Consider the following 15,148-nt stretch of genomic DNA (forward strand, 5'->3'; position numbering starts at 1 on the left):
TAGCTAGCAGAGCCGGGGCGGCGCGCCTTCAAGCCCGTGTGCGTGTGAGGTGTGTCAGCGGTAGCGCCCCGCTGGCCTTCACCTCACCCAGCGAGAAGCTGGTGTGCATGTCTTTCACATTGGGCAGGTTCAGCAGCACGTCGCGCGCAAACTGCGAGAAGCYGTCCAGRTCCYGYGCCACCACCTGCAGCTCGAAGGTGCCGGTGCCGCTGATGTAGTGGCACGACACCACTTCCGGAATCTGTCGGATGGCTTCCTCCATCTTGCGCGTGAGGTTGCCCGTGCTGCGGTCCGCATCCAGCCGCACGAAGGCGAGTACCCCGAGGCCGATCTTGTGCCGGTCGATTTCTGCGCGGTAGCCCTTGATGAAGCCTTGCTCCTCCAGCGCCCGCACGCGGCGCCAGCAGGGTGCGGCCGACAGGCCCACCCGCTGGGCCAGCTCGGCATTTGTCAGTCGGGCGTCAGCCTGCAGCTCGTTGAGGATAGCGATATCGAATTTGTCGAGAGTGTTCACAAAGCGGCCGAAAAGAGAAAGATCCTTTCTCAGAATAGCCTAAACACGGCACAGAACGCAAAGACATATCAGCGGCGCAGACATACACTTACCTGCACATTAGTGCCGTGGCCCTAAACGGGCCGCATGGTGCTGCCCCAGCGTGCCCACAAGGCGCGGACATCACAAAAGCCATTGGAGACATAGCCATGAACGCCCCCCTGCCCGAGTCCATCCGCAAAGCGCTAGAGACGGTCACTCTGGATGACAAATACACCTTGGGCGAGGGCCGCGCCTTCATGAGCGGCGTGCAGGCCCTCGTGCGCCTGCCCATGCTGCAGCGCCAGCGCGATGCGGCGGCGGGGCTCAATACAGCGGGCTTCATCAGTGGCTACCGGGGCTCGCCCTTGGGCACGTACGACCAGGCGCTGTGGGCCGCCAAGAAGCACCTGGCGGCCAACAACATCGTCTTTCAGCCCGGCGTGAACGAAGAACTGGGCGCCACGGCCGTGTGGGGCACGCAGCAACTCGACCTGTACCCGCAAAGCAAAAAGTTCGATGGCGTCTTCGGCATCTGGTACGGCAAGGGCCCGGGCGTGGACCGCTGCTCGGACGTGTTCAAGCACGCCAACATGGCGGGCACCGCCAAGCACGGCGGCGTGATCGCGATTGCGGGCGACGACCACATCAGCAAGAGCAGCACGGCCGCGCACCAGAGCGACCACATCTTCAAGGCCTGCGGCACGCCGGTGTTCTTCCCGAGCAGCGTGCAAGAGATTCTGGACATGGGCCTTCATGCGTTTGCCATGAGCCGCTTCTCGGGTGTGTGGTCGGGCATGAAGACCATCCAGGAGGTGGTGGAGTCGTCCAGCAGCATCAACATCGACCCGGACCGCGTGAAGATCATCCTGCCCGAGGACTTCGTGATGCCGCCCGGCGGCCTGCACATCCGCTGGCCCGACGCGCCGCTGGAGCAGGAAGCGCGCCTCATGGACTACAAGTGGTACGCAGCCCTGGCGTACATCCGCGCCAACAAGCTCAACTACAACGTGATCGAAGGCAAACAAGACCGCTTCGGCATCATSGCCAGCGGCAAGGCCTACAACGACACSCGCCAGGCGCTGGTGGACTTGGGCCTTGACGACGACACCTGCCGCAGCCTGGGCATCCGCGTACACAAGGTCAACGTGGTGTGGCCGCTCGAAGCCACCATCACGCGTGACTTTGCCCAGGGCCTGCAAGAGATTCTGGTGGTGGAGGAAAAGCGCCAGGTCATCGAGTACCAGCTCAAGGAGGAGCTGTACAACTGGCGCCCCGATGTGCGTCCCAACGTGCTGGGCAAGTTCGACGAGCCCGAGGGCGACGCCACCGGCGGCGAATGGAGCATGCCCAACCCCAGCCAGAACTGGCTGCTGCGCGCCAAGGCCGACCTCACGCCCGCCATCATCGCCAAGGCGATTGCCAAGCGCCTCAAGAAGCTGGGGGTGCCCTCTGACATCGTGGCCCGCATGGAGGCGCGCCTGGCCATCATCGAGGCCAGCGAACGCGCCATGACGGAGCTGCAGGTGGACACGGGCGAACGCGCTCCGTGGTTCTGCAGCGGCTGCCCCCACAACACTAGCACCCGTGTGCCCGAGGGCTCCCGCGCCGTCGCCGGCATTGGCTGCCACTACATGGTCAACTGGATGCCCGACCGCCGCACTAGCACCTTCACGCAAATGGGCGGCGAGGGCGTGACCTGGGTGGGCCAGCAGCCCTTCACCACGGACGCGCACATCTTTGCCAACCTGGGCGACGGCACCTACTTCCACAGCGGCCTGTTGGCCATTCGCCAGAGCATTGCGGCGGGTGTGAACATCACCTACAAGGTGCTCTACAACGACGCCGTGGCCATGACCGGCGGCCAGCAGGTGGGCGAGCGGCCCGAGGGCCACTCGGTGCTGCAGATCATGAACAGCCTCAAGGCCGAAGGTGTGGCAAAGCTCGTGATCGTGACGGACGAGCCGCACAAATACGACGGTGTGGCCCTGGCCGATGGCGTGACGGTGCACCACCGCGACGAGCTGGACACCATCCAGCGCCAGTTCCGTGAGATCAAGGGCTGCACTGCCATCATTTACGACCAGACCTGCGCCACCGAAAAGCGCCGCCGTCGCAAGCGCGGCAAGCTGGCCACCCCTGACAAGACCGTGGTCATCAACGACCTGGTGTGCGAGGGCTGCGGCGACTGCTCGACGAAGTCGAACTGCCTGAGCGTGGAGCCCGTGGAGACCGAGTTCGGCCGCAAGCGCCGGATCAACCAGAGCACGTGCAACAAGGACTACTCCTGCGTCAACGGCTTCTGCCCGAGCTTTGTGACGGTGGAAGGTGGCCAGCTCAAGAAGCCCAAGAAGGAGAAGAAGGGCGACCTGTCGGCGCTGCCCTCCATTCCTGAGCCCGTGCTACCCGTGGCTGAAAGCGCCTGGGGTATTGTGGTGGGCGGCGTGGGCGGCACGGGCGTGATCACCATCGGCTCGCTGCTGGGCATGGCCGCGCACCTGGACGGCAAGGGCGTGATCACGCAGGACGCCGGCGGCCTCGCGCAAAAGGGCGGCGCTACCTGGAGCCACATCCAGATTGCCAATCGCCCCGACGCCATCTACACCACCAAGGTTGATACCGCCAAGGCCGACCTGGTGATCGGCTGCGACTCCATCGTGGCCGCGCACAAGTACACCCTGGCTGTCATGCAGCCCGGCCGCACCTTTGTGGCGCTCAACACCCACAGCACGCCCACGGCGGCGTTTGTGAACAACCCGGACTGGCAGTTCCCCGGTGGCAACTGCGACGCCGCCATTGCCACTGCCGTAGGCGCGGCAGGTGTGGGCAGCTTTGACGCCGAGCAAGTGGCCACCCAGCTGCTGGGCGACAGCATCTACACCAACCCGCTGATGCTGGGCTACGCTTGGCAAAAGGGCCGCGTGCCACTCACCTACGCATCGCTGATGCGCGCCATGGAATTGAACGGCGTGCAGGTGGACAACAACAAGGCAGCGTTTGAATGGGGCCGCCGCTGCGCGCACGACCTGGCGGCGGTGCAGGCGCTGTTCCAGGCCGCGCAAGTGATCCAGTTCGTCAAGAAGCCGTCGCTGGCCGAGATGGTGGCCAAGCGCGTGGAGTTCCTGACGGGTTATCAGAACGCCGCTTACGCTTCCGAGTACCAGGCCTTCGTCGAGAAAGTGAAGGCGGCGGAAGCAAAACTGGGCAGCGGCACCCGCCTGTCTGAGGCAGTGGCCCGCTACCTGTTCAAGCTCATGGCCTACAAGGACGAGTACGAAGTGGCGCGCCTGCACACCGACAAGGCCTTCACGGACAAGATCGCGAACATGTTCGAAGGCGATTACAAGCTGGTGCACCACCTGGCACCGCCCCTGACCGCCAAGAAGAACGACAAGGGCGAGCTGGTGAAGCAGCCGTTTGGCCCTTGGATGCGCAGCGCCTTCGGCCTGCTGGCCAAGATGAAAGGCCTGCGCGGCACGGCACTGGACATCTTCGGCAAGACCGAGGAGCGCCGCATGGAGCGTGCACTGATCGTCGAATACCGCGCCTGCGTCGACGAGCTGCTGGCCCGCTTGAACGCTGACAACCTGGCCTTGGCGGTGGAAATTGCCCGCATTCCCGAAGAGATCCGTGGTTACGGCCACGTGAAGGAACGGCACCTGAAGGCGGCGCGTCCCAAGTGGGACGGCCTGATGGCCCAGTGGCGCACGGGCGCCCCGGTCCAGCGTCAGGTCGCCTGATAGGTCCTTCTGCCGTCAGTGTCTCCCACAAAAGCCCGCCTCTGTGCGGGCTTTTGCTATTAATAGTGTAGCTATTGAGGCATGAATCCCTAGCGCATCACCCGTTTTTGGCCTGTATTTCCGCTGGCGGGCCCTTGTGGGGCCCGCAGGTGGCAAACACCCGCTGCGCGCTTGGGTCTTCCCCCTTGGGCGGCGCTCAAGGCGCCGCATACAATGCCCTGTTCTGCCCCCGCAGGCGCTTTGGCGCTTGGTGTGGGCGGGTTGTGTGAATTTTGACCATCCGTTGTGGAGTCCAGTCCGTGTTTATTTCTTCCGCTTTCGCCCAAACCGCACCTGCCGCAGCCGCTGGCGGCGGTGACATCATGTCCTCTCTGACCGGCATGCTGCCCCTGGTGCTCATGTTTGTGGTGCTGTACTTCGTCATGATCCGCCCCCAGATGAAGCGCCAGAAAGAACACCGCGCCATGATCGACGCCATCGCCAAGGGCGATGAAGTGGCTACCGCCGGTGGCATCGTGGGCAAGGTGACGCGCCTGTCCGAAGGGTTTCTTCACATCGAGATCGCCAGTGGCGTGGAAGTGCAAATGCAGCGCAGCGCTGTGGTGCAGGTGCTGCCCAAGGGCTCCGTCAAGTAATCCATGAACATCCCCCTGAGGCGCTGCGCGCCCCGGCCCGTCCGGGCGCGGGGTCGGGGGGCGCTGGCGCGTAGGGCGCCTGCACAACTGAGGTGAGAGCGCGATCATGAACCGTTATCCGGTCTGGAAGTACGCGATCCTGGTGATCGTGCTGCTGGTGGGGGCCTTGTACACCCTGCCCAATTTCTTTGGCGAGGCGCCTGCTGTGCAGGTGTCGTCGGCCAAGGCCACCATCAAGGTGGATACCGCCGTGCAGCAGCGGGTGGAAGAAGCCCTCAAGGCCGCCGGTGTGACACCTGATTTTGTGGCGCTGGAGGGCAACTCGGTGCGCGCGCGTTTCGACACGCCCGACACCCAGCTCAAGGCCAAGGACGCCATCCAGAAGGCGCTGGTGCCTGACGGCAACGACCCTTCCTACATCGTGGCCCTCAACCTCGTGTCGCGTTCGCCGCTGTGGCTCAAGGCCCTGCACGCCAATCCGATGTACCTGGGGCTGGACCTGCGCGGTGGCGTGCACTTCATGCTGCAGGTGGACATGCAGGCGGCGCTGACCAAGAAGTCCGAGTCCTATGCGGGTGACATCCGCACGGCACTACGCGACAAGAACATCCGCCATGGCGGCATCAGCCGCGACGGCCAGTCCATCGACATCAAGGTGCGCGATGAAGCCACGGCCACGGCCGCGCGCAACCTGATCGCCGACCAGTTCGCCGATCTCCAGGTCACCACCACGCCAGAAGGCACTGAGTTCAAGCTGCGCGCTTCGATCAAGCCCGAAGCCACACGCCGCGTGCAGGAGCAGGCGCTCAAGCAGAACATGGTCACGCTGCACAACCGGATCAACGAGCTGGGCGTGGCCGAGCCCGTGATCCAGCAGCAGGGTCTGGACCGCATCGTGGTGCAGCTGCCCGGCGTGCAGGACACCGCCAAGGCCAAGGACATCCTGGGCCGCACTGCCACGCTGGAAGTGCGCATGGTGGACGAGGGCACCGAAGCCCGTTCGGCAGAGACAGGCCGCGGCCCCGTGCCGTTCGGCTCCGAGCGCTACCTGGAACGCAACGGCCAGCCCGTCATCGTCAAGAAGCAGGTCATCCTGACCGGCGAAAACCTGACCGATGCGCAGCCTGGCTTTGACGGCCAGACACAGGAACCCACTGTCAACCTCACGCTGGACGCCAAGGGCTCCCGCATCTTCAAGGACATCACGCGCGAGAATGTGGGCAAGCGCATGGCCATCGTGCTGTTCGAAAAGGGCAAGGGCGAGGTCGTCACGGCCCCTGTCATCCGTTCCGAAATCGGTGGCGGCCGCGTGCAGATCTCGGGCCGCATGACCACGGCCGAGGCCAACGACACCGCCCTGCTGCTGCGCGCTGGCTCGCTGGCCGCGCCCATGGAAATCATCGAGGAATACACCATCGGCCCCAGCCTGGGCGCCGACAACATCGAGCGCGGTATCCACAGCGTGGTGTGGGGCATGGTGGCCATTGCGGTGTTCATGTGCATCTACTACGCACTGTTCGGCATTTTCTCCACCGTCTCGCTGGCGGTGAACGTGCTGCTGCTGCTGGCCATCTTGTCCATGCTGCAGGCCACGCTCACGCTGCCCGGCATTGCTGCCATGGCGCTGGCGCTGGGGGTGGCGATTGACTCCAACGTGCTGATCAACGAGCGCRTSCGCGARGAGCTGCGCRASGGYGYSTCGCCSCAGGCGGCCATCCACGCGGGSTAYGASCGYGCCTGGGSCACSATCCTSGACTCSAACGTGACCACSYTGATCGCGGGCMTSGCGCTGCTGGCSTTYGGCTCSGGSCCGGTGCGYGGCTTYGCKGTGGTGCACTGCATCGGCATCCTGACCAGCATGTTCTCGGCCGTGTTCTTCTCGCGTGGCYTSGTGAACCTGTGGTACGGCCGCAAGAAGAAGCTCAAGAGCGTGGCCATCGGTCAGGTGTGGAAGCCTGAGTCCGATAGTGCTGTGGCCAAGACGAACTAAAGGAGGAAAACCATGGAATTCTTCCGTATCCGCAAAGACATCCCTTTCATGAAGCACGCGTTGGTTTTCAACGCGATCTCCTTCATCACTTTCGCTCTGGCGGTGTTCTTCCTGCTTACGCGTGGGCTGCACCTGTCGGTGGAGTTCACGGGCGGCACCGTGATGGAAGTGGCCTACAGCCAGCCCGCTGAACTGGCCAAGGTCCGCGACACCGTGGCCGCACTGGGCTACCCCGACGTGCAGGTGCAGAATTTCGGCACCTCGCGTGACGTGATGATCCGCCTGCCCGTGCAAAAGGGCGTGACGTCCGCACAGCAGAGCGAGCAGGTCCTGGGCGCCTTGAAGGCTGCAGACCCCGCAGTGACCTTGCGTCGCACCGAATTTGTAGGTCCGCAGGTGGGCGAGGAACTGGTGCACGGCGGCCTGATGGCGCTGGCCATGGTGGTCGTGGGCATCGTGATCTACCTGGCCTTCCGCTTTGAGTGGAAATTCGGCGTCGCCGCAATCATTGCCAACCTGCACGACGTGGTGATCATCCTGGGTTTCTTTGCATTCTTCCAGTGGGAGTTCTCGCTGTCGGTGCTCGCCGGCGTGCTCGCCGTGCTGGGTTACTCGGTGAATGAATCGGTCGTGATCTTCGACCGGATCCGCGAGGCCTTCCGCAAGTACCGCAAGATGACCACGCACGAGGTGATCGACCACGCCATCACCAGCACGATGAGTCGAACCATCATCACCCACGCCTCCACCGAGGCGATGGTGCTGTCGATGTTCTTCTTTGGCGGCCCGAGCTTGCACTACTTTGCATTGGCGCTGACCATCGGTATCCTGTTCGGTATCTATTCCTCGGTGTTCGTGGCGGCGGCTATTGCCATGTGGCTGGGCGTCAAGCGCGAGGACCTCGTCAAGCCCGCCAAAAAGGAGGGGGATCCCAACGATCCCCATGCCGGAGCTACCGTCTGACCCGCTAATATCTGTTCATGCACACCACGCCCCCTTCTGTTCCGCAACGCCGCCTGGCCCGCCAGGCGCGCCAGCGGTTTGTAGAGGGGATCTGTGGAGGGTTGGTGGATCTGGACAAGACCGTCCAGGACTTCCTCACCGCGTTGATGAACCAGACGGGCACAGCCCGCGAGATGCAGTCGCGCCGGGATGCGTGGCTGCAGTACCAGCAAAAACATTCCGCATGGACTGAGYGCGCCGGCAAGGCCTGGCAAGAGGCGCTGGCTCCCCACGTCAGCTCTACACGTGGCCAGCTGGCGGCTGGTGGTGGTGGGCTCAGTCAGTTCGAGCTGCTCAGTGACGATGTGGTCGAGAACAAGATCCTCGCCTCGCGCATGGCGTTGACGGTGAACGAGCAGGTCAGCCATCAGTTCGACACCTTGCGCCAGCGCACCCAGTCGCTGGAGGGGCAGGAGCTGGACAGTAGCGACATCCTGCGACCCGACACGGTATGCCTGTTGCTGGTGGAACAATGGGTGGAGGCAGGGCTACCCCGAACGGACCTGCAAACCGTGGTGGATCCCCTGCAGCGCGAGCTGGCCAATCTGCTCCAGAAGCACTACCAGGCGGTCAACGTGTTCTACGTAGAGCAGGGCATCACGCCGCAGGTCGATCTCAAATCCAAGGTGCGCCGCACGCAGGGTGGCACCGCCACGGGCAGTGGCGGGGGCGATTCGGGTTCCGGGGGCCTGGCTTCGCAGGCCCTGGCGCAGACCCGCCCGGTCATGATGGCCGCGCGCGGAGGAATGCAGCAGCCTCCCGGCATGCCCGCTGGGGCTCGGCCGATGGGGCCACCGGGCACGCAGATGCCGCCCACTGGACATGGCGGCTACCCCCGGCCACAACACGGAATGCCCACGGCCTTTGCCACGGGCATGACGCCCCTGGCCCGGGCACGCCAGCGTGCGCAGGGTGTGATGGGGCAGTTGCGACGGCTGCTCACGCAGCCCGCCACCGGCTTTGACATGGTGAATGCGCCCCCCGCTTCGGCCGCGCTGGCACATGCGCTCACGGCGCACCGCGTGCATGCGGACACCTACTACAGTGGCGTGGCCACGCTGATGGAGGACTACAGCCCTGCAGCCGTGGTCCAGTTGGTGGGCGCCGTGCGGGAGCGCTCCACCGAACTCAAGAAGAAAGCGACCACCTCGGGCGAGAAGGCCATCATCGAGGTGGTGGCGTTGATGTTCCAGAGCATCCTCGCAGAGGACCGGATACCGCCCGCCGTGCGGGTGTGGTTTGCCCGGCTGCAGGTGCCGGTGCTGCGTGTGGCCTTGGCTGAGCCCGAATTTTTCAGCAATCTTGACCATCCCGCCCGTAAGCTGATCGACCGCATGGGTGCCTGCGTACTCGGTTTTGACGCGACCAGCATCAATGGCAGCGCGTTGGAAGCCGAGATTCGCCGTGTGGTGCAGGTGATCGAGCAGTACCCCGAGACCGGACGCCGCGTCTTCCAGCTCGTCTATGACGAGTTCGAGAAATTCCTGGCCAAGTTCCTGACCGAAAAGCAGGTCACCTCGCGTCTGGTGAGCGTCGCCCAGCAGGTCGAGCAACGGGAAACGCTGGCGATCCAGTACACCATCGAGCTGCGCACCATGTTGCGCGACATGCCGGTGCGCGACGAGATCCGCGAGTTCCTGTTCAAGACCTGGGCCGAGGTGCTTGCGCTGTCGGCCGTGCGTGATGGCCCTCAGCATGCCGACACGGTGGCCTTCAAGCGCACGGCAGCAGACCTCGTTTGGGCCGCCAGCGCTAAACCCAATCGCAGCGACCGGGCCCAGGTCATCCAGAACCTGCCCGCGCTGCTGCAACGCCTGCGCCAAGGGCTGACCCTGCTGGGCGTGAACGGCGCGGCGCAGGATGCGCAGGTCAAAGTGTTGACGGACACCCTGGCTGACGCCTTTTTGTCCAAGACGGCGTCCATTCCCCAGGCGCACATCGATGCCATGGCCAAACGCCTGGCCAACCTCGAAGACTTCATCAGTGACGCCACGCTGGGTGACATGCCGCTCAATGCGGACAACATCGAGATGATGCTGGGCATCGACGCCTCGTCCATCCACGTGATTGCTGACAACGGTGCTCCAGTGGACGATGCCATGGTGGCCTGGGCGCAGGATCTGCAGCCTGGCACCTGGTACACGCTGGACCACAACGGCGCATCGGCCCAGGTGCAGTACGCCTGGCAAAGCCAGCGCAAGCAGTTGCACCTGTTTGCTGCGGTGGATGGCAGCAGTTACCTGATCCAGTTGCGCCGCCTGGCGGCGTACCTGCAGGCTGGCTTGCTGGTGGCCCAGGACGAGGAAGGACTCACGCTGCGCGCCACGCGCGATGCCCTGGCCAAGCTGGACGCCAACCCGGAACGATTGCTGGACTGAGCCCCGCAGGCGTTGCTCAGAGCCTGTGTGAGATCTCCTGTGAGATCGTCAACAGGCGCTTATCCGGGATGCGTGTTGGCATCCCTTGCGCCACTCTGGCCCCGGGCGATTACGGAGCGATCAGCTAGCCCCTGCCGACCCGTTGAAACAACCCCCCCGGCAGCCGCGCGATGCTGCCGTCGAGTTCCAGTTCCAGCAGGGCCACCTGCAAGGCGGATGCGCCCATGCCCGTGCGGGCCACCAGAGCATCCAGCCCCATGGGGTCGTAGCCCAAGGCGGCGAGCACGGGGTCTTCGGTGCCGTCCGATACAGCGACTTCCGCGGCGTTCGCGCCTTCGTGGGGCAGGCCGGACATAGTGGTGGCGGGGATCTTGAGTTCTTCCAGTACATCCTGGGCAGACTCCACCAGTTTGGCGCCTTGACGGATCAGTGCATGGCAGCCGCGTGACTGCGGTGCATGGATGGAACCTGGAATGGCAAACACTTCACGCCCCTGCTCGGCCGCCATGCGGGCTGTGATCAGCGAGCCCGATGCCAGTGCGGCTTCCACCACCAGCGTGCCCTGCGAGAGGCCCGAAATGATGCGGTTGCGTTTGGGAAAGTTGCCGGGCAGCGGTGAAGTACCCAGGGGGTACTCGCTGACGATCAGTCCGTGCGCTGCAATGCGATGGGCCAGGTCCAGGTTCTTGCGCGGATACACGCGGTCGAGCCCGGTGCCTACCACGGCGATGGTGGCGGCCCTCGCGCAAGGGGGCGTCGCCAAGTCCAGCGCGCCTTCATGGGCGGCAGCGTCTACTCCCAGCGCAAGCCCCGACACGATGGTCAAGCCTGCGCTGTGCAGCGCCCGGGCAAACAGGCGAGCGTTCTCTGCGCCCTGGGCGGTGGGGTTGCGGCTCCCGACCACAGCGAGGCAGCGATCGCTGGGAAAAGGCTGGTGCTCCAGCAGTGATGCCGGGCCCATGAGGTAGAGCAGCAGCGGTGGGTCTTCCGTGTCCAGCAAGGCCTGCGGATAGCGCAGGTCGCCCAGGCTCACGATGGCGCGCGCGGGGGCTTGTGGTACAGCACTGGCAAGCCATTGGGCGGTGGTCTGCCACAGGGCTTCCCACCCCTGCGGAATCTCTCGCAACGCCTTGGCCTGCGCGGCGGGCACACAGAGTTGCAGGGCGGCTTCGGTCTGCTGAAAGATGGATTGCGGCAAGCCAAAGCGTGCCAGCAGACGCCGCGCGGCCCCGTTGCCAATGCCTGGCGTCAAGGTCAGCCGTAGCCAGGCGCCGAGTTCGTCGTGGTCCATGGATACCAGTACGGCGCGGCAACGTGACTACCGCAGCGCAGGAACCCCGCGCGGCGATACGTACTACCGGCCCTCAGCGTTACTTGGGGTTGACCAAGCGGTCGCCGACGCGCACACCGTTGCGGATTTCCAGCAGCAGCACATAGGACACGCGCTCGAAGGTGCGGAACACCATGGCAGTGCCGTTGATTTCACTGGGCAGCTTGACCATCGCCCTGTTGCTGTCGGTCATGTCCTTGATGCGGTCGCCCTTGGTGAGCAGGCTGAGCACATGGCCAGGCTCCAGTCCGTCCTGCGAACCCATATTGATGGCTACCACCTGATTTTGGGCTGCATAGGCCACGGCCGAACTGCCATAAATGGACACCACGCGTGCATCCACTTCCATCTCGGGGGCTCGGGGGGTGTAGCTCAGGAACGGACGCGCTGGCGCGGGGAGAAGGCGGTCACCAGCGCGGACCTCTTCCTTGGTGGCCGACAGATCCACAGTGGCGGGGATATATTCCGCCGTGTATCCACCCTTGCCGTTAGGAATTTCTTCGAACGACTCGCCACGCACCAGCTCCGCTTTGCCCAGGTATTGGGCTTCGTATCCCAGCACTTCGGCGGTTACGGGGTCCTTGAGCGCCACGGCATTGCGGAACACGCGGTAGTACCGGGGTTCGCCCGCCTCTGCCAGCATGGGAGACGCGGCGTCTCCGCGCACATAGGCGCGGTCACCCGCCGCCATCAATACACGCTCGTCGGTCGTTGCGATAACGCGGGGGGCTCGCAGCAGCACTTGCTCGTCCACCACAATGGGCTCGACCAGGAAGGGCTCGATGAGGTGCTGCTTGAGTGTGGGCAGCGCGGAATCGGCCAGACTGTCGCTGCGCGTACGGGGCGATATGCGCACGGTTTCGGGTTCGTTCGAGCGGCTGGTGCTCAGGCGGGCGTAGCCGCCTTCCTTGATGAGGTACAGCGTCTGGCCCGGGAAGATCAGGTGCGGGTTGGGGATGGCCTTGAGGTTCATGCCCCAGAGCTCCGGCCAGCGCCAGGGGCGCTTGAGGTACATGCCCGAAATGCCCCAGAGCGTGTCGCCCCGTTTGACCGTGTAGGTGTCCGGGGCGTTGGGTGCCAGCTCTTCCAGGGGCACTCCCCGCTCGGACACCTGCTGCGCTGTGGCGCGCTGGCCGCTGGAGATGGGATAGTTCTGCGCCTGGGCCGGCATGACCAGCAGGGCGCCAGCAATGATCGTGAGCGCGCCCAGGGCGGTCCGCCGCACGCTGGTGAATGCCGTCATGTTGTTCCTTTTCTCATGCATTGGGAAACGCCCCCTCGCTGGCACCTCGGCGCACAAAGCAGGCGTGCGGCCGGGCAAATACGTTACAAAGCTTCTTAGATTCTCTGCTCAAGCCCTTGATTCGGCAACGATTATTGGCTCGCAAGGCGGCAGTAGGCCGCAAAAGTGGCGAAAATAGCGACATCTCTTACCTGCAGCCATGGCAATCCTTCCCATTCTCTGTTACCCGGACCCCCGGCTTCACAAGGTCGCCCGCCCCGTCCAGGCGGTGGACGACCGCATTCGCACGCTGGTGGCCGACATGCTCGCCACAATGTACGACGCGCACGGCATTGGCCTGGCGGCCACCCAGGTGGATGTGCATGAGCGGCTGGTGGTCATCGACGTGTCGGAGGAGCGCGACCAGCCCCTGGTACTGATCAACCCCGAGCTGGTCTGGACCAGCGCCGAAAAGCACCTGAACGAAGAAGGCTGCCTGTCGGTGCCAGGCATTTATGACGGCGTGGAGCGTTTTGACGCGGTGCATGTGCGCGCGCTGGACGCCCAGGGCCAGTCCCGCGTCATCGAGGCCGAMGGCCTSCTGGCSGTSTGYATCCAGCACGAGMTSGACCACCTGMTGGGCAAGGTGTTYGTSGAATACCTSTCSCCSCTCAAGCGCAACCGCATCAAGASCAAGMTGSTCAAGCAGCAGCGGGAGGCGCGCGGGTGATGCGCGCAGCGCTCTGCGTCCGCTGGGGCGTCAGAGTGCTGGCGCTGGTGGCGCTGGCTTGCCAGTTGGCGGGCTGTGTGCTGCCGGCCCGTGAACGGCCCGGCGCGTTGCGGGCCGAAGTGATCGCTCGCCTGGGCCCGCCAACCGCCACGATAGCGCTGCCCTCTGGCGAGCGGCTGCTGTACTCGGAATTACCCGCCGGGTTTGCCGCCTACAACCTCGACTTTGATGTCAGTGGCCGGCTGGTGCGCAACGAGCAGGTGCTCACGCAGCAGCGATTCGAGAACCTGCCCGTGGGCACCTGGACCCGCGCCGACCTGCAAAACACCTTCGGAATGCCCTTGCGTGTCGAGCAGGTGGCGCGCTTTGATGGTGATATCTGGACCTACCGCTTCCGGCAGAACTCGGACCTGCGACAGGCCCATGTGCACCTGGATCGCCAAGGGGTGGTGCGCCAGGTGTTGTTTACCGACGAACTGCCGAATTTTGACAATGCGCGCGATTGACTGGATGGGTGGTCCCTCTGGGCCACTGAGTCCCGCGCTCACCTGAGCCGCTATCTGCTTTCATGAGAGTCATTTTTGCTGGTACCCCCGAATTCGCCCGTGTGGCCCTGGAGCGGCTGTTGTCTGCAGGCTTCGCCGTTCCACTGGTCCTGACGCAACCGGATCGCCCCGCTGGCCGTGGCATGAAGCTGCAGGCTTCGCCTGTGAAGCAATGCGCACTGGAGCACGGCATTGCTGTCGCACAGCCCCGCAGCCTGCGCCTGGATGGCAAATACCCCGAGGATGCCGCAGCAGCGCGCGAAGCCCTGCTCGCAGCCCAGGCCGATGTGATGGTCGTGGCCGCCTACGGGCTGATCCTGCCGCAGTGGACCCTGGATCTACCGCGCCTGGGCTGCCTGAACATCCACGCGAGCCTGCTGCCGCGCTGGCGCGGCGCCGCCCCCATTCACCGCGCCATCGAGGCAGGCGATGCCGAAACCGGCGTCACCATCATGCAGATGGATGCAGGGCTGGACACGGGCGACATGCTGCTGACCGAGCGCCTGCCTATTGCCCCGGGCGATACGACAGCCACCCTGCACGACCGCCTGGCCGCGCTGGGCGGTCGCATGATCGTCGAGGCGCTGGAGCTGGCCGCCTGCGGTGGCCTCACTGCTGTGCCGCAACCGGCAGACGGCATCACCTACGCCCACAAGATCGAAAAGGCCGAGAGCACGATCGACTGGACACTGCCTGCCGCAGTCATTGGCCAGCGCATTCGCGCGTTCGATCCCTTCCCGGGGGCCAGCACCGAGTGCAACGGCGAGACGATCAAGATCTGGAGCTATGCAATTGATAGCGTTCAAGGCATATCTGACCAGCGCTCCGGGCAGATTTTGGCTGCCGATGGCGCGGGAGTGACCGTCGCATGCGGTAGCGGCACGGCGTTGCGCCTGACCACGCTGCAGCGGGCGGGTGGCAAGCGGCTGGCGGCGGCTGATTTCTTGCGCGGCTTTGACCTGCAGCCGGGCATGGTGCTGGGCGCAAACCCTGCATGAGCGTGTCTGCCGCGCTGGGCCGGACACTGCGCCACCCCTCCTTCCG

At 64.6% G+C, this 15,148-nt stretch carries 11 protein-coding genes; 8 read left to right on the forward strand and 3 right to left on the reverse strand.

Features of this window, described 5'->3' with window-relative positions:
- Positions 1-28 precede the first annotated feature (28 nt).
- Positions 29-514, reverse strand: a complete 486-nt coding sequence (locus tag AC04MI_RS00195) for an Lrp/AsnC family transcriptional regulator (protein WP_476496854.1) — start codon at positions 512-514, stop codon at positions 29-31.
- A gap of 188 nt (positions 515-702) precedes the next feature.
- Between AC04MI_RS00195 and AC04MI_RS00200 the strand changes: the two genes are divergently transcribed.
- The 5 genes from AC04MI_RS00200 (at position 703) to AC04MI_RS00220 (ending at position 10,277) form a co-directional block, all read left to right on the forward strand.
- On the forward strand, positions 703-4,272 hold the full coding sequence (locus tag AC04MI_RS00200) for an indolepyruvate ferredoxin oxidoreductase family protein (protein WP_476496855.1): 3,570 nt from the start codon (positions 703-705) through the stop codon (positions 4,270-4,272).
- Positions 4,273-4,571: 299 nt separating this feature from the next.
- On the forward strand, positions 4,572-4,907 hold the full coding sequence (gene yajC / locus AC04MI_RS00205; RefSeq protein WP_015016243.1) for a preprotein translocase subunit YajC: 336 nt from the start codon (positions 4,572-4,574) through the stop codon (positions 4,905-4,907).
- Positions 4,908-5,013: 106 nt separating this feature from the next.
- Complete coding sequence (gene secD / locus AC04MI_RS00210; RefSeq protein WP_476496857.1) at positions 5,014-6,897, forward strand: protein translocase subunit SecD; 1,884 nt, start codon at positions 5,014-5,016, stop codon at positions 6,895-6,897.
- 12 nt (positions 6,898-6,909) lie between these two features.
- Entirely contained in the window at positions 6,910-7,860 is a 951-nt protein-coding gene (gene secF / locus AC04MI_RS00215) for a protein translocase subunit SecF (protein WP_056742880.1), read from the forward strand.
- A 17-nt stretch (positions 7,861-7,877) separates the two neighbouring features.
- A complete protein-coding gene (locus tag AC04MI_RS00220) occupies positions 7,878-10,277 on the forward strand; it encodes a DUF1631 domain-containing protein (RefSeq protein WP_476496859.1) in 2,400 nt (799 codons plus the stop codon).
- 124 nt (positions 10,278-10,401) lie between these two features.
- Here AC04MI_RS00220 and dprA read toward each other — a convergent pair whose 3' ends face one another.
- Together dprA and AC04MI_RS00230 are read right to left on the reverse strand one after the other, a co-directional pair.
- Positions 10,402-11,568 carry a DNA-processing protein DprA gene (gene dprA / locus AC04MI_RS00225; RefSeq protein WP_436076781.1) on the reverse strand — a complete coding sequence of 389 codons (1,167 nt, stop codon included), beginning with the start codon at positions 11,566-11,568 and terminating at the stop codon, positions 10,402-10,404.
- Positions 11,569-11,647: 79 nt separating this feature from the next.
- Positions 11,648-12,850 carry a LysM peptidoglycan-binding domain-containing protein gene (locus tag AC04MI_RS00230; RefSeq protein WP_436076782.1) on the reverse strand — a complete coding sequence of 401 codons (1,203 nt, stop codon included), beginning with the start codon at positions 12,848-12,850 and terminating at the stop codon, positions 11,648-11,650.
- Positions 12,851-13,049: 199 nt separating this feature from the next.
- Here AC04MI_RS00230 and def point away from each other — a divergent pair, with 199 nt between their 5' ends.
- The 3 genes from def to fmt all read left to right on the forward strand — a co-directional run bounded on the left by def (position 13,050) and on the right by fmt (position 15,102).
- Positions 13,050-13,559, forward strand: coding sequence for a peptide deformylase (def, locus tag AC04MI_RS00235; RefSeq protein ID WP_476496860.1), 510 nt, complete (start codon positions 13,050-13,052; stop codon positions 13,557-13,559).
- Positions 13,559-14,065, forward strand: a complete 507-nt coding sequence (locus tag AC04MI_RS00240) for a hypothetical protein (protein WP_056067875.1) — start codon at positions 13,559-13,561, stop codon at positions 14,063-14,065. Before def ends, AC04MI_RS00240 begins: the two co-directional genes overlap by 1 nt.
- Positions 14,066-14,127: 62 nt before the next feature.
- Positions 14,128-15,102 (forward strand): methionyl-tRNA formyltransferase, encoded by a 975-nt coding sequence (fmt, locus tag AC04MI_RS00245; RefSeq protein WP_436076783.1) that lies wholly within the window; start codon positions 14,128-14,130, stop codon positions 15,100-15,102.
- The last annotated feature ends 46 nt before the right edge of the window (positions 15,103-15,148 follow it).

The organism is Acidovorax sp. LjRoot204 (assembly GCF_056175785.1).